12 protein-coding genes and 1 pseudogene are annotated in these 15,014 nt (G+C 71.7%); 8 read left to right on the top strand and 5 right to left on the bottom strand.

The window, feature by feature from the left end; translation table 11 throughout:
* Nucleotides 1–39: 39 nt before the first annotated feature.
* Nucleotides 40–2,229, bottom strand: a complete 2,190-nt coding sequence (locus tag BBK82_RS57095; RefSeq protein WP_065919967.1) for a PP2C family protein-serine/threonine phosphatase — start codon at nt 2,227–2,229, stop codon at nt 40–42.
* 26 nt (nt 2,230–2,255) lie between these two features.
* Between BBK82_RS57095 and BBK82_RS57090 the strand changes: the two are divergent.
* Together BBK82_RS57090 and BBK82_RS42470 are read left to right on the top strand one after the other, a co-directional pair.
* Nucleotides 2,256–2,354, top strand: a pseudogene (locus tag BBK82_RS57090) (hypothetical protein); the annotation flags it as partial.
* A 33-nt stretch (nt 2,355–2,387) separates the two neighbouring features.
* Nucleotides 2,388–3,236: a pentapeptide repeat-containing protein gene (locus BBK82_RS42470; protein ID WP_237047885.1), complete on the top strand. Its 849-nt coding sequence runs from the start codon at nt 2,388–2,390 to the stop codon at nt 3,234–3,236.
* On the opposite strand, the gene BBK82_RS42465 is transcribed toward BBK82_RS42470, so the two are convergent.
* Nucleotides 3,167–7,705: a HAMP domain-containing protein gene (locus tag BBK82_RS42465; RefSeq protein WP_065919965.1), complete on the bottom strand. Its 4,539-nt coding sequence runs from the start codon at nt 7,703–7,705 to the stop codon at nt 3,167–3,169. The genes BBK82_RS42470 and BBK82_RS42465 overlap by 70 nt on opposite strands.
* Nucleotides 7,706–8,110: 405 nt before the next feature.
* On the opposite strand from BBK82_RS42465, the gene BBK82_RS42460 reads away from it, so the two are divergent.
* A complete protein-coding gene (locus tag BBK82_RS42460; protein WP_083268577.1) occupies nt 8,111–8,533 on the top strand; it encodes an ATP-binding protein in 423 nt (140 codons plus the stop codon).
* A gap of 45 nt (nt 8,534–8,578) precedes the next feature.
* Nucleotides 8,579–8,986, top strand: coding sequence for an STAS domain-containing protein (locus tag BBK82_RS42455; RefSeq protein ID WP_170068059.1), 408 nt, complete (start codon nt 8,579–8,581; stop codon nt 8,984–8,986).
* Here BBK82_RS42455 and BBK82_RS42450 read toward each other — a convergent pair.
* Together BBK82_RS42450 and BBK82_RS42445 are read right to left on the bottom strand one after the other, a co-directional pair.
* Nucleotides 8,965–9,678, bottom strand: a complete 714-nt coding sequence (locus tag BBK82_RS42450; RefSeq protein WP_154697831.1) for a hypothetical protein — start codon at nt 9,676–9,678, stop codon at nt 8,965–8,967. The genes BBK82_RS42455 and BBK82_RS42450 overlap by 22 nt on opposite strands.
* Before the next feature lie 328 nt (nt 9,679–10,006).
* Complete coding sequence (locus BBK82_RS42445; RefSeq protein ID WP_065919963.1) at nt 10,007–10,720, bottom strand: AfsR/SARP family transcriptional regulator; 714 nt, start codon at nt 10,718–10,720, stop codon at nt 10,007–10,009.
* 198 nt (nt 10,721–10,918) lie between these two features.
* Here BBK82_RS42445 and BBK82_RS42440 point away from each other — a divergent pair, with 198 nt between their 5' ends.
* The 4 genes from BBK82_RS42440 (at nt 10,919) to BBK82_RS42425 (ending at nt 14,020) form a co-directional block, all read left to right on the top strand.
* Complete coding sequence (locus BBK82_RS42440; RefSeq protein ID WP_065919962.1) at nt 10,919–11,782, top strand: manganese catalase; 864 nt, start codon at nt 10,919–10,921, stop codon at nt 11,780–11,782.
* A 13-nt stretch (nt 11,783–11,795) separates the two neighbouring features.
* Complete coding sequence (locus tag BBK82_RS42435; RefSeq protein WP_065919961.1) at nt 11,796–13,016, top strand: Nramp family divalent metal transporter; 1,221 nt, start codon at nt 11,796–11,798, stop codon at nt 13,014–13,016.
* A complete protein-coding gene (locus BBK82_RS42430) occupies nt 13,013–13,453 on the top strand; it encodes a DUF2243 domain-containing protein (RefSeq protein WP_065919960.1) in 441 nt (146 codons plus the stop codon). Before BBK82_RS42435 ends, BBK82_RS42430 begins: the two co-directional genes overlap by 4 nt.
* Nucleotides 13,454–13,522: 69 nt before the next feature.
* The gene (locus BBK82_RS42425; protein WP_065919959.1) at nt 13,523–14,020 is read left to right on the top strand and encodes a DUF2231 domain-containing protein; all 498 of its coding nucleotides are present in this window, start codon (nt 13,523–13,525) and stop codon (nt 14,018–14,020) included.
* Between the two features lie 167 nt (nt 14,021–14,187).
* Here BBK82_RS42425 and BBK82_RS42420 read toward each other — a convergent pair whose 3' ends face one another.
* Nucleotides 14,188–15,009, bottom strand: coding sequence for an SDR family NAD(P)-dependent oxidoreductase (locus BBK82_RS42420; RefSeq protein WP_218920514.1), 822 nt, complete (start codon nt 15,007–15,009; stop codon nt 14,188–14,190).
* Nucleotides 15,010–15,014 lie beyond the last annotated feature (5 nt).

Raw genomic sequence — 15,014 nt, 5'->3', positions numbered from 1 at the left:
CACAACGGGAGAGGTGTGACCCAGGTCGTCGGCCGGTGGTCAGGCGAGCTCCACGCCCACCACGCACGTGTCGTCGTCCGTGTTCGACTCGCTGGAGTCGAGCAGGTGGTCCAGCAGCTCGTCCAGGTTCGGCCACGGCCGCCGCACCTCGCTCCGCAGGTGCTCCAGGCACTCGTCGAGCGGCACGTCCCGGCGCTCGACCAGGCCGTCGGTGTAGAGGAGCAGGGTGTCGCCCAGTTCCAGCTGCACCTCGCCCTCCTCGTAGGTCGCCTCGGCGAGTGCGCCGAGCAGCACGCCGCGGAGCATGGGCAGGAACTCGGCGGTGCCGTTCCTGATCAGCAACGGTGGCAGGTGGCCCGCCCTGGCCCAGCGCAGCACCCTGGTGTGAGGGTCGTAGAGGCCGCAGATGGCGGTGGCGACGATGTTGTCGCTGAGATGGTGGGCGACGAGGTTCAGCCACGTCAGCAGTTGTGCCGGTCCCGCGCCGGTGGCGGCGAGGCCGCGCAGGGCGTTGCGCAGGACCACCATGCCGGTGGCGCCCTTGATGCCGTGGCCCGCGATGTCGCCGACCGAGACCAGGATCTGCTTGGTGGGCAGGACGACGGCGTCGTACCAGTCGCCGCCGACGAGCTCCTCCTGTTCGGCCGGGCGGTAGCGGACGGCCACGCGCAGGCCGAACGCCTCGATCGTCGGGTGGGTGGGAGGCATGATCACCTGCTGGAGCTGCAGGGTCAGCTTGTTGCGCTCGGCTGCCTCGTGGGCGGTGATCGCGAGCTGGTCCTGGGTGGCCGACAGCGCCACCTCGGTCCAGTGCTGGGCCGAGACGTCCTGGTAGGCGCCGCGGACGGCGAGCAGGGTGCCCTGGGAGTCGAGGACGGGTTCGGCGATGACGCGGACGTGCCGGGTCACGCCGTCGGCGCGTTGCAGGCGGAACGCGGCCGAGGCCGGGCGGTGGTAGTGCAGGACGTTGTACAGGAAGCCGTTCAGGGACGGCACGTCGTCGGGGTGCGCGTGGTCCGCGATCTCGGCCAGCGGCACGGCCGGCTCACCACCGTCGCGGCCGTACAGCGAGTACAGCTGGCTGTTCCACATGACCTGGCCGCTGCGGAGGTCCTCCTCGAAACCGCCGACGCGGCCGAGCCGTTGCGCGTGCTGCAGGAGGCTCGCCAGGCGGGCGGCCTCGTCCTGCACCCGCCACACGACCAGCACCAGCACGCCGTGGCGGGTGATGCTCACGTTCGCGGTGACGGTCACCGGCACCTCGTCGACCAGCGCGGCCAGCGTCATGCGGTCGGCGCGGAACGGTTCGCCGGTGGCGTGGACGTGCTCGACCTTGTCGAACAGGTTGCCCTCGGCCGCGGCCAGCGGGTACGCCTCCAGCAGCAGCTTGCCCACGACGGCGGCGCGCGGGCGGCCCGCGATGTCGACGAACCGGCCGTTCACGTGGTGCACCCGGAAGTCGGCGATCGTGCCGTCGGGGGAGAGCTCCGGGCCGAGCACGAGGGTCGGGTCGAGCAGCCCGTCGGCGAGGTCGACCAGCTCGGAGGGGGCCGTCAGGTGGTGGTCCTGCCTGCCGGGCGTGATGACGTCGAGCGTGGCGGCGCACAGCTCGGCCAGCGCCTCCACCTGCTTGTGCACGCTCAACGACTGCGGCTGCAGCGGTTCCGGCCAGCAGATCTCCAGCACACCGGTGATCCGGCCGCCGGTTCCCGCGGGCACGGCGACCCGGCCGGGCAGACCGCCGCCGATCGACGGCAGGCCGGCCTCGGCGAGGTCGGTGAGCCACACCGTGTCGCGTTCGACAGCGCCCGGCGGCCGGCGTCGGCACACCGGGCGGCACGTACCGCCACCGCCGGCCTCACCGGCACCGAACCCGGCCTGGCCGGCCAGCGTGAGCGACGAGTCGGCACCCGCGGCCCAGATCGCCACCGCGGTCGCACCGAGCGGCGCGAGGGCGTGGTCGAACAACGACTGGGCGACCGACTGGGTGTCGTCCGCCTGCAACGCCGCGCTCTGCGCCGTCCGCAACCGGATCACGGTGGCCCCACCCGGCTCGTCGGCCACGACGGGCGCGGCGGTCAGCTCGTCGCCCGCCACCTCGTTGATGATCTCCACGGCGAGCTGGAGCTGCGTGGCGCCCGCGCGCTCGGCCAGCAACGCGAGCTGCTGCGCGGCCTGGGCGGGACCGCACCGCAGCCGTTCGACGAGCACACCCTTGGCGAGCTCCACCAGCGCGCGGCCGTTCGCGGCGGCCCGTGCCTCGTCGACCTCCGTGCAGGCGGCGACCGTGCCGCGAGCCGGCCGATGCCCGCCTCACCGGTGCCTGCCTGGCTGATGCCCGCCTGGCCGGTGCCTGCCTGGCTGGTGCTCGCCTGGCTGGTGCTCGCTTGGCTGGTGCTCGCTGGCTGGTGCCCGCCTGGTGTCGCTGCTGGTGCCCGCCTGGCTGGTGCTCGCCTGCTGGTGCCCGCCTGACCGGTGCCCGCCTGCCTGGTGCCCGCCCCGCTGATGCCCGCCTGCCGGTGCCCGCCTGCCGGTGCCCGCCTGACCGGTGCCCGCCTGACCGGTGCCCGCCTGCCGGTGCCCGCCTGACCGGTGCCCGCCTGACCGGTGCCCGCCTGACCGGTGCCCGCCTGACCGGTGCCCGCCTGACCGGTGCCCGCCTGACCGGTGCCCGCCTGACCGGTGCCCGCCTGACCGGTGCCCGCCTGACCGGTGCCCGCCTGACCGGTGCCCGCCTGACCGGTGCCCGCCTGACCGGTGCCCGCCTGACCGGTGCCCGCCTGACCGGTGCCCGCCTGACCGGTGCCCGCCTGACCGGTGCCCGCCTGACCGGTGCCCGCCTGACCGGTGCCCGCCTGACCGGTGCCCGCCTGACCGGTGCCCGCCTGACCGGTGCCCGCCTGACCGGTGCCCGCCTGACCGGTGCCCGCCTGACCGGTGCCCGCCTGACCGGTGCCCGCCTGACCGGTGCCCGCCTGACCGGTGCCCGCCTGACCGGTGCCCGCCTGACCGGTGCCCGCCTGACCGGTGCCCGCCTGACCGGTGCCCGCCTGACCGGTGCCCGCCTGACCGGTGCCCGCCTGACCGGTACCCGCCTGACCGGTACCCGCCTCGCCGGTGTCCGCCTCGCCGGTGCCCGCCTCGTCGGGACCCGCCTCGCGGCCGGTCACCGGGATCGCATCCACCGCAGCGCGCAGGCGACCAGGTCGTCGGCGTCCACCGGTTTGGTGACGTAGTCGTTGGCACCGGAGGCGATGCTCTTGTCCCGGTCACCCGGCATCGCCTTCGCGGTCACCGCGATGATCGGCAGCTCCGCGTGCTCCGGCATGGCGCGGATCGCCGAGGTGGCGGCGTAGCCGTCCATCTCCGGCATCATCACGTCCATCAGGATCAGGTCGATCTCCGGGTGGCCGACCAGGGTCTCGATGCCCTCCCTGCCGTTCTCCGCGTGCAGCACCCGCACGCCGTGCAGCTCCAGGATGCTGCTGAGCGCGAAGAGGTTGCGGGCGTCGTCGTCCACGATCAGCACCGTCCGGCCGGCCAGCTGCCCGTTCACCTGACGCGTCGCCGGTGGCCGTGGCTGTTCGGGGCGCACCAGCGGTAGCACGTCCTCTGGGTCTTCAGCGTTGAGGTGCAACGCGATCCGCTCGCGCAGCTCGTCCAAACTGGACAGCAGCTCCAGCGGCCTGGTGCCGATGCGCGCCTGCAGCTGTTGCTCCAGGTCGGCCGACAGCCGGCGGTTGTTGTGCGCCAGCACCGGGGTCGTGCGCGCGGCCGGGTCACCGTCGAGCGCGTCCAGGAACCGCAGCGCGGCCTGGTCGGGCAGGTCCAGCTCCAGGACCACGCAGTGGTACGGCTCGGTCGCCAGCGCCGCCGCCGCCTCTTCCTCCCCGACGGCCGTGACGACCTCGGCGGTTCCGCGCGGGTCGTTGCTCGCGGACAGGTCGGTCACCGCGCTCTGCGCCACGAGCGACAGCAGGCCCTGCGGCCGCTCCTCCACGACGAGCAGGCGGCGCCGGTGCCCGCTGGTCGCGGGCGGTGCCTGCACCGACGCGGTGGCCGCCGCCTGGTTGTCGGCGGCGGCGGCGACCAGCTCGCGGTAGTCCGCCCGGTGCACCGGCAGGTAGAGGATGAACGTGCTGCCCTCGCCCAGCGTGCTCTCCGCGGTGATCGAGCCGCCGAGCAGGTAGGCGATCTCGCGGCTGATCGACAGGCCCAGTCCGGTGCCGCCGTACTTGCGGCTGGTGGTGCCGTCGGCCTGCTGGAACGCGCCGAAGATCGACTCCAGCTGCTGCTCGGCGATGCCGATGCCGGTGTCGCTGACCCGGAACATGATCGCCGGGCCGTGCTCGCGCACCGCGGGCGACAGGTGGTCGGGGTCGGCGAGCTCGATGCGCAGCTCCACCGCACCGGTCTCGGTGAACTTCACCGCGTTGGACAGCAGGTTGCGCAGGACCTGCTGCAGCCGGGTGTCGTCGGTGATCAGCTCCTCCGGCACGCCCGGCGCGGTGGTGATCCGGAAGTCCAGGCCCTTCTGCGTGGTGAGCGGCCGGAACGTCAGCTCGACGTAGTCCATCAGCTTGCGCAGCGCCACGGGCTCGGGCGTGATGTCCATCTTGCCCGCCTCGACCTTGGACAGGTCGAGGATGTCGTTGATCAGCTGCAGCAGGTCCGACCCCGCGGAGTGGATGATCCCCGCGTACTCCACCTGCTTCGGGGTGAGGTTGCGGCTCGGGTTCTGGGCGAGCAGCTGGGCGAGGATCAGCAGGCTGTTCAACGGCGTGCGCAGCTCGTGGCTCATGTTGGCCAGGAACTCCGACTTGTACTTCGACGCGAGGGTGAGCTCCTGCGCGCGGTTCTCCAGCTGCTGGCGGGCCTGCTCGATCTCCAGGTTCTTCGCCTCGATGTCGCGGTTCTGGATGGCGAGCAGCTTCGCCTTCTCCTCCAGCTCGTCGTTGGAGCGCTGCAGCTCCTCCTGGCGCGCCTGCAGCTCACCGGACCGCGCCTGGAGCTCCTGGGCGAGCCGCTGGGACTCGGTCAGCAGCTCGTCGGTGCGCGCGTTGGCGATGATGGTGTTGACGTTGACGCCGATGGTCTCCATCAGCTGGTCGAGGAAGTCGCGGTGGATGTCGGTGAACCGGTGCACCGACGCGACCTCGATGACGCCGAGGACCTGGTCCTCCACGACGATCGGCAGCACGACCAGGTTCACCGGCGCGGTCCGGCCGAGACCGGAGGTGATGGCCACGTAGTCGGCCGCGATCTCGTCCACGGCGATGGTGCGGCGGCTGCGCGCGGCCTGGCCGACGAGCGACTGGCCGAACCGGAACCGGGTCGGCCGCGAGTCGTCGTCGGGGTGGCCGTAGGAGCTGATCAGCCGCAGCTCCTGCTCGTCGGCCGCGTCGTCGGCCAGGTAGAAGGCGCCGAACTGGGCCGACACCAGCGGCGTCAGCTCGTCCATGATCAGCTCGGCGACGACGGCGAGGTCGCGGCGGCCCTGCATCAGGCTGGAGATGCGGGCCAGGTTGGACTTCAGCCAGTCCTGGTCCTGGTTGGCCTTGGTGGAGTCGCGCAACGACCCGACCATCGAGTTGATGTTGTCCTTGAGCTCGGCCACCTCACCGGAGGCCTCGACCGTGATCGAGCGGGTCAGGTCGCCCTCGGCGACCGCGCTGGTCACCTCGGCGATCGCGCGGACCTGCCTGGTCAGGTTCTCGGCGAGCTCGTTGACGTTCTCGGTGAGCCGCTTCCACGTGCCGGAGACGCCCTCGACCTCGGCCTGGCCGCCCAGGCGCCCCTCGCTGCCGACCTCGCGCGCCACGCGGGTCACCTCGGCGGCGAACGAGCTGAGCTGGTCGACCATCGTGTTGATCGTCGTCTTGAGCTCGAGGATCTCGCCGCGGGCGTCGACGTCGATCTTCTTGGTCAGGTCGCCCTGCGCGACCGCGGTGGTGACCTGGGCGATGTTGCGGACCTGGTTGGTCAGGTTGTTCGCCATGAAGTTGACGTTGTCGGTCAGGTCCTTCCACGTGCCGGCCACGTTCGGCACCCGCGCCTGACCGCCGAGCATGCCCTCGGTGCCCACCTCGCGGGCGACGCGGGTGACCTCGTCCGCGAACGCCGACAGCGTGTCGACCATCGTGTTGATCACGCCGGCGAGCGCGGCGACCTCGCCCTTGGCCTCGACCGTGATCTTCTGGGACAGGTCGCCGCGGGCGACCGCGGTGGCGACCTGGGCGATCGACCGCACCTGGTTCGTCAGGTTGGACGCCATCAGGTTGACGTTGTCGGTCAGGTCCTTCCAGGTGCCCGACACCCCGCGCACGGTGGCCTGGCCGCCCAGGTTGCCCTCGGTGCCGACCTCGCGGGACACGCGGGTGACCTCGTCAGCGAATCCGGACAGCTGGTCGACCATCGTGTTGATGGTCTCCTTCAGCTCCAGGATCTCGCCGCGGGCGTCGACGCGGATCTTCTGGCTCAGGTCGCCCCGTGCCACCGCCGTCGTGACCTGGGCGATCGACCGCACCTGGGCGGTGAGGTTGTCCGCCATGATGTTGACCGACTCCGTGAGGTCCTTCCACGTGCCGGACACGCCCTTGACGTCGGCCTGACCGCCCAGGCGGCCGTCGGTGCCGACCTCGCGGGAGACGCGGGTGACCTCGTCGGCGAAGGAGCTGAGCTGGTCGACCATCGTGTTGATGGTGTCCTTGAGCTCCAGGATCTCGCCGCGGGCGGTGACCGTGATCTTCTGCGACAGGTCACCGCGGGCGACCGCCGTGGCGACCTGGGCGATGGACCGCACCTGCGCGGTCAGGTTGCCCGCCATGAAGTTCACCGAGTCGGTGAGGTCGCGCCAGGTGCCGGAGACGCCCTTGACGTCGGCCTGGCCGCCGAGGATGCCGTCGGTGCCGACCTCGCGGGAGACGCGGGTGACCTCGTCGGCGAAGGAGCTGAGCTGGTCGACCATCGTGTTGATGGTGCTCTTGAGCTCGAGGATCTCGCCGCGGGCGGTGACCGTGATCTTCTGGCTCAGGTCGCCGCTGGCCACCGCGGTGGTCACCTGCGCGATGTTGCGGACCTGGTCGGTCAGGTTGCCCGCCATGAAGTTCACCGAGTCGGTGAGGTCGCGCCAGGTGCCGGAGACGCCCTGCACGTCGGCCTGCCCGCCCAGGCGCCCCTCGCTGCCGACCTCGCGCGCGACGCGGGTGACCTCGTCGGCGAACGAGCTGAGCTGGTCGACCATCGTGTTGACGGTGTTCTTCAGCTCCAGGATCTCGCCGCGCGCGTCCACGTCGATCTTCTGGCTCAGGTCGCCCCGCGCGACCGCCGTCGCCACCTGCGCGATGTCGCGGACCTGGCTGGTGAGGTTGCCCGCCATGGCGTTCACCGAGTCGGTGAGGTCCTTCCAGGTGCCCGACACCCCCGGCACCTCGGCCTGCCCGCCGAGCCGGCCGTCCGTGCCGACCTCGCGGGCCACGCGGGTGACCTCGGAGGTGAAGAGCGACAGCTGGTCCACCATGCCGTTGAAGACGGTGGCGATCTCGCCGAGCAGCCCGTCGGAGTCGTCGGGGAGGCGGATGCCGAAGTCGCCGTCGCGCACCGCGGTCAGACCGGCGAGCAGCTGCCGCAGCTCCGGCAGTTCCGCCGCCTCTCTCGCGCTGTCCTGGCCTGGCGAACGGTCTGCCTGCGCGGTTCTGGTGCCCATCGTTTCGCTGCCTCCACGGCATGGCGGGAAATCGCGTGAGGGGAGACACCTGCGGTTTTCAAGCGCGCTCCGGTGAACCTGAGCGATCTTACGCGACCGGGTCCGAACGAGGACGTCACGATCGATGGAACCTGCTGGTGAGCGGGTCGTGTTGCGAAGGTCTTCTGCTTGTAGCGGCGAGGTTTCCGGCCTTCGGCGGTACCTCCGCACGTCCCGTTGATCCGCGTGGAGCAATGTCGCGCGTGGATCGGTTCGAGGTGGATCCGTTCTTCATGGCGTCGCAGCGTCGCGGTTCACCTCCGGCCTTCCCCGGTTCGGCCACGCCGGATGGTCCAGCCGGATCGGAGGCGGGGTAGCCTGCTCGCCGTGCCGAGGGGGAGCGGCGCGACGATGCGGAGGCGGTCTGTGCTCGTTGGAGAAGACTCCAAGTCGTTGGTCGTGGACCTGTCGATCGAGCCGGGCATGAGCACGGCGGTGCTGCGCGGCGGCGTCGGCGGCGTGCTGCACGACCTCGGCGAGGACCACCGCTACGACGTGCTGCTGGTGGTCACGGAGCTGGCTTCCAACGTCCACGACCACGCCTGCGGTGTCGGCAGGCTCCGCGTCTTCCGCAGCGTGGTCCCGTGCCGGGTCTGGGTGGAGGTCGACGACGAGGTCGAGCGGCTGCCCGTGTACGGCAGGTCGAGGCTCGGCGAGGACCGCGGTCGCGGGATGATGATGGTCGACGGCGTCTCCCTCGACTGGGGGACGCGGTCCAGGCCCGGCGGCGGCAAGACGGTGTACACCGTGATCTGTTGTGGGGATGTGCCCTTCGCGGGGCTGTCCTAAGGTCATCTCGTTGACGGACAACGCGTGCACGGGAAGGACGGCGTCGTGACCAGGATCGAGCTCGTCGAGGACGTGCCGCCGCTGTCCGTGCGGACCCGCGTGTGCGACGGCGTCGTGGTGACCGCCGTGAGCGGTGAGGTGGACGACGACGCGCACCTGGTGCTCGACGAGGTCCGCGCACAGCTCGAAGCCCGTCCCGCGGCACTCGTCCTCGACCTCCGCGCGGTGACCTACTTCGGGTCCACCGGTCTGACGGCGCTGGTGACCGGTCACCGGCAGGCGGCCCAGGCCGAGACGAAGCTGCTGGTCGTCGCCGACCAGCGCGCCGTGCTCCGGCCGCTCGCGCTGACCCAGGTGGACCGGCTCGTCGAGCTGCACCAGGACCTGCCCACGGCGGTCGCCGCGGCCGTGGTGCCGGCGCCCAGGTCGGGTCAGCGCCCGATGCCGGGCTGACAGCCGCAGCGGTACTGCCGGCCGGCGCCGAGCCGGTCGATCAGGTCGTGCGCCCGGACCTCCTCGCAGCCCTGGGACGTCCGGCGTTCGAAGCGGTCGCCGGCTGAGCTCGGCGTCCACATCAGCAGGTCGACCTCGTGGTCCGGGTACTCGGCCGCGAGCCGTGCGGCGACGGCGTCGCCCGACTCGTCGCCGTGGGCGCCGACCACGGCCACCAGGTGGGTGTCGTCCTCGCGCCAGACGTGCAGGGTGTGCTGCTCGTGTCCGGGCTGGACGGTCCACTGTGGCTCGTCGCGGACCAGCTCCGCCCGTGACGTGCCGGGGAGAACGCTGGTCCCGCTCAGGCCGTGTGCGCAGCGCAGCCGGGCCAGCTCGGCGAAGAGCGCCTGGCGGACGGGCTCGACCTCGGCGACGAGTCCGGCGAGGTCGTCCAGTCCCGGTGCGTCCGGGTGGTCGAGGCGCCACCGGGTCAGCTGCCGCGCCATCGCCGCCTGCGCGGCACCGGCGTCGTGGTACTCGGCCTCGAGCTGGTCGCACCACGAGCAGTCGGCCTGCTCCGCCGTCATCCCGGCCAGCTCGAGGGTCAGGGCCCTGGCCTCGCTCAGCTCGGCGCGCAGTCCGGCCAGTGCGACCGGGAGCACCTCGATGCCCAGCTCTGCTGGTTCCTCGCTGACCGACTGTCCATTTCGCACTCACACCACAATACGAACTTGGTGGGCTGCAAAGACGAATGACAGCACCGTAGTTCCACAAGTTCGTCAATCCGTGCGACAGGTGGGTCCGCGGTGGATGCCGTGCGTGAGCGGCAGGGGCGTTGGCGGAGCGTGGCAACCCTGCTGTGTCACGCCCGAAAGGTGCAGCGGAGAGTGGTTGAACGATTACGCCGCGGGAATCCCCGGCCGGAGTCGCTCTGGGGTTGCGGAGTTGTCCCGTTCGGCGCCGTGGGACGAGGGCGTCGGGCGGTCGACGCGGTGGAGGCGTGGACGATCGGCCGCGCCTCCGCCTACAACGCCCGGCCCGCTACCGCACACCTCGCAGGAGCGGCCGCATGAGGTCGTGGATGTGCGAGGACGGCTCCAGGCCCAGTTCGGCGCGCAGCAGTCTGCGGTAGCTCTGGTACTGGCGGACGGCCTGCGCGGGGTTGCCGTCCGCGAGGTGCAGCTCGACGAGCGCCCGGTGAGCGCTTTCCCGCAGCGGGTCGGTCTGGACGGCGGCCAGCGCCGCCTGGTGGGCGTGGTGGTGGTCGCCGCGGGACCGGAGGCGTTCGCTGAGCACCTCCAGGGCGTGCAGGCGGGCCTGGCGCCACCAGTCCCGTTCGGTCTCCACCCACGGCTGGGCCCAGCCGGGCAGCAGGTCGGCCTTGAGCAGGGCCACCGAGTCCGGGTCGGCGCCCGGTTCCGCGGTCAACGCGCTGGCGCGGTGGAAGTCGACCTCCACCTCCGCGTTGAGGACCAGGGTGTCGTCCACGGTCACCACCAGCGGGACGGGCCTGCCCAGGCGCCACAGCGAGGACCGCAGGCACGCGGCGGCGCGGCGGGTGCTGGCCTCCGGCCACAGCAGTGCCGCGGCCACGGCGCGGGGGACCGGGCCCTCGCGCAGTGCGAGAAGTGCCAGGAGTCTCTGCGCGCCGGGGACGACGTGGACCGGCGTCCGGCCGTGGCCCAGCCGGAAGCCGTCGAGCAGTTGGATGTGCATCGCAGGACTCCGCGCGGTGGTCGGTTCGGTCAGCGTCATCGTCCGGCTCACTCCTCTCCCGGCCGGGGAGTCGCCGGGTGCCCGGTAGTTGAGGACTCACACACACCTCGGCGAAATTGCTCCGTCTTGACCAGCGGCGGTGACGCGGCGGTGTCGAGCGGGTGGTGGCGCCGAGCCGTGCGGGTCACAGCGGCTGCCTAGCTTTCGCCGTGGAGTCCACAGCACACGGGAGGCGAGATGTTCCTGCACACCAGCAGGTTGCAGTTCGAGGCCAAGCCGGACCGGCCGGACGCGCACTACGCCCGCAAGCTCCAGGAGCTGATCGGCGGCGCGTACGGCGAGATGACCGTGACCATGCAGTACCTCTTCCAGGGCTGGAACTGCCGGATGGAGGGCAAGTACAAGGACCTGATCATGGACGTGGCCACCGAGGAGATCGGCCACGTCGAGATGCTCGCGACGATGGTGGCGCGACTGCTCGAAGGCGCCCCGACCGGGGTGACGGCGAAGATGGTCGAAGACGACCCGGTGATCGCCGCGGTGATCGGCGGCATGGACCCGCAGCAGGCCATCGTGAGCGGCGGCGGGCCCACGTTGTCCGACAGCAACGGTGTTCCGTGGAACGGCCGGTACATCGTCGCGAGCGGCAACCTCATGGCCGACTTCCGGGCGAACGTCGCGGCGGAGGCGCAGGGCAGGCTGCAGACGGCCCGGCTCTACAACATGACCGACGACACCGGTGTCCGCGACATGCTGAAGTTCAACCTGGCCCGTGACACCGCGCACCAGAACATGTGGCTCGCCGCGATCGAGGAGCTGCAGGAGGACGGCCTCGAAGGCCCGATCGCGCCGAGCGTGTTGTTCGACGAGGAGCACGCCGAGCACGCGGGCACGATCTGGCACAACTCCGACGGGGCACTGGGCGCCGAGGGCGGCTGGGCGTCCGGCACCGCACCGGACGGCGCGCACGAGTTCTCCTACGTGATGAACCCGGAGCCGCTGGGCGGGCACGCCTCCGCGCCCAAGCCCGACCCGCTGCTGTACGCGACCAGCCCGGCGAACCTCGGGCTGATCGAGAAGGCCATCCGCAAGCTCACCTGAGGAGGACCCGCAGATGGTCGGCATCACGGTGCCAGCTCGCATCCGGACGGCCGCCGTCGTCATGGGACCCGCTTTCGTCGTCGCGGTCGCCTACGTCGACCCCGGCAACTTCGCGACGAACATGGCGGGCGGCGCGACGCACGGATACCTGTTGTTGTGGGTGATCGTCAGCGCGAGCCTGCTGGCGATGTTCATCCAGTACCAGTCGGCGAAGCTCGGCATCGTGACCGGCCGCAACCTTCCTGAGCTCTGCCGGGAGCACTACCCGCGGCCGGTGACCCGGCTGCTGTGGGTGCAGGCGGAGCTGGTGGCGATGGCCACCGACCTGGCGGAGTTCGTCGGAGCGGCGGTGGCGCTGAACCTGTTGTTCGGCGTGCCGCTGCTCCCGGCGGCGCTGATCACCGCGGTGGTGTCGTTCGGCATCCTCGCGCTGGCGCCCCTGCGGCGGCGCCGGTTCGAGTCGGTGATCATCGGCCTGCTCGCGATCGTGCTCGGCGGGTTCCTCTACCAGACCCTGCAACTCGGTCCCCTGACCGGCGCGGCGGCCGGTCTGGTGCCGGGGTTCGCGGGCGTGGACAGCGTGCTGCTCGCGACCGGCATGCTCGGCGCCACGGTCATGCCGCACGTCATCTACCTGCACTCCGCTCTCACCCAGCGCCACCACAGCCCGTCGCCGGAGCGGCAGCGCACCGCGTTGCGGGCCAGCCGCACCGACATCGTGGTCGCGCTGGGCATCGCGGGCCTGGTGAACGTCAGCATGCTCGTGGTGGCGGCGGGTGCGTTCCACCAGGCCGGAGCGCCGCGGGAGTCGTTGGAGGACATGCACTCCGGGCTCGGCCAGCTGCTCGGCCCCGGTGCGGCGCTGGCGTTCGCGCTGGCGTTGCTGGCCTCAGGCCTCGCCGCGTCCAGCGTCGGCACCTACTCCGGCCAGGTGATCATGGAGGGGTACCTGCGCAGGCGGATCCCGCTGTGGGTGCGCCGGGCGGTGACGATGGCCCCGGCGCTCGCCGTGCTCTCCTTCGGCGTCGACCCCACGAAAGCGCTGGTGCTGAGCCAGGTCGTGCTGTCGTTCGGCATCCCGTTCGCGCTCATCCCCCTGGTGCTGCTGGCCAGGCGCGCCGACGTGATGGGCGCGGCGGCCAACCGCAGGCGCGTCACGGCCGTCGGTGCGGCGGCGGCGTTGGTGATCTCCGCGCTGAACCTGTTCCTGCTCGTGAGGACGGTGACGGGATGAGGCCGGTGGACCGCGCGGCACTCGTGCTGGGACTGGGCATCGGCGGCTTCATCGACGGCATCGTGATCCATCAGCTGCTCGGCTGGCACCACATGCTGTCCGGCTGGTACCCGCTGACCGAGGTGCACCTGATGATGGTCGGCGACGGGGTGTTCCACCTGCTCTGCCTGCTGCTGGTGCTCGCCGGCGTGGCGATGCTGAACCGGCGGCCGCCGATGCCGAACGCCGTGCTCGGGGGCGGGATCCTGACCGGCTGGGGGGTGTTCAACCTGGTCGAGGGCCTGGTCGACCACCACGTCCTGGGCGTGCACCACGTCCGGCACGGACCTGACCAGCTGGTCTACGACATCGCCTTCCTGGTGACCGGGGCGGTGCTGGTCGTGGCCGGCGTGCTCGTGAGCCGCTCGAAGCGGTTGACGGCCGCTCGAAGCAGTTGACGGCGTGACGGATATCCGCGCCGGTGCTGGGTACGCCGGTGGCAGCCGTTCTCCGGAGAGGAACACCCCATGCGCAGTCGTGTCCGTGCCGCGGGCCATGCCGTCCACCCGATCCTCATCGTGTTCCCACTGGGTCTGCTGACCACGGCGGTGGGCTTCGACGTGCTCCACCTGGTCACCGACCGGGTGAGCTTCGCCTTCACCGCGGCCCACCTCATCGCCGCCGGCGTGCTGATGGGCGTGGTCACCTCCGCGACGGGCTGGCTGGACTGGTTCCTCGTCGTCCCGCGGGGCACACGCGCCCGCCGCGTCGGGTTGCTGCACGGGCTGGTGAACGCCGCCGTGCTCGCGGTGTTCGCGGTGAGCTGGCTGCTGCGCCTGGGCGAGCAGGACTGGCTGCCGACGTGGCCCGCGGTGATCGCGGGCTGGGTCGGGTTGCTCGCCGCCGGTTTGGGCGGCTGGCTGGGTGGTGAGCTGGTGGAGCGGCTCGGTGTCAGCGTGGAGGAAGGGGCCCACGTGGACGCGCCGAGCTCGTTGAGCGGGGAGTCCGTGTCGTCTCGGCGGTGAGGCTTGGCCGGGCGGGCGCGCCGGGATGGTGAGCCGGGGCGCCCGCCCGCTTCGTCAGCGCAGTGAGCTGCGGTCGGGCAGGCGCGTCGGGATCGTGAGCCGGGGCGCCTGCCCTCTTCGTCAAGGCCGGTGAGCCGCGGCAGGGTGGGCGCGTCAGGGTGGGCGCGTCAGGACGATGAGCCCAGGTGCCTGCCGTACCGCCTGGCCAGCCGGACGATCGCGGTTGACGCGGGTGCGACCACCACGTCGAGCACCCGGCTGACCGGAGCGAACGAGCCGAGCCGGGCGATCTCCCACCAGCGCGGCGCGGCCACGGTGCGGGACGTCCGCGCGGTCAGGCACCTCTCGACCGCGCGGGCGACGTGCTCGGGGTCCGATCCCGCGGACAGCCTGTGCGGTGCCGCCTGCTCGGTGGGCCTGCCGTTCAAGTCGCGCGAGAGCCACTCGGTGCGGATCGGGCCGGGGCAGACCGCGTGGACCTTCACCCCGCGCGGCACCTCCCGGCGCAGGCCGACCGCCAGACCGAGCACACCGGCCTTGGTCGCCGAGTAGAGCGACAACGGCGGCACCGGCACCCACGCGCCGATCGACGACATCATGACCACCTGGCCGCCGCGGGAGCCGAACAACGGCAGCACCAGCCGGGTCAGCTCCACGACTGCGGTGAAGTTGACGTCCACGAGGCTGCGCGCCTGCTCGGCACTGAGCTCGGCGAGCTTGGCCACGCGGCCCTGTCCGGCGTTGTTCACCAGCGCGTCGATGCGGCCGAAGCGTTCGACGACGGCGCGGACGAGCAGCTCGCGATCGGCCGGATCGGTGACGTCGCACCGGATGCCCACCGCGTCGGGCATCTCGGCGAGAGCGGCGTCGAGCCGGTCCTGGTCCCGGCCGCAGATCACGACGTGCGCCCCGGCGCGGGCGAGCCGCCGGGCGGTGAGCCGGCCGATGCCGGCCGATCCTCCGGTGACGAGGACAACCTTGCCTGCCACGGAAC

Origin of the sequence: Lentzea guizhouensis (assembly GCF_001701025.1) — a bacterium.
Classification (GTDB): domain Bacteria; phylum Actinomycetota; class Actinomycetes; order Mycobacteriales; family Pseudonocardiaceae; genus Lentzea; species Lentzea guizhouensis.
The sequence above is the reverse complement of the archived record's forward strand: the minus strand, read 5'-3'. Positions and strand labels throughout refer to the sequence as shown.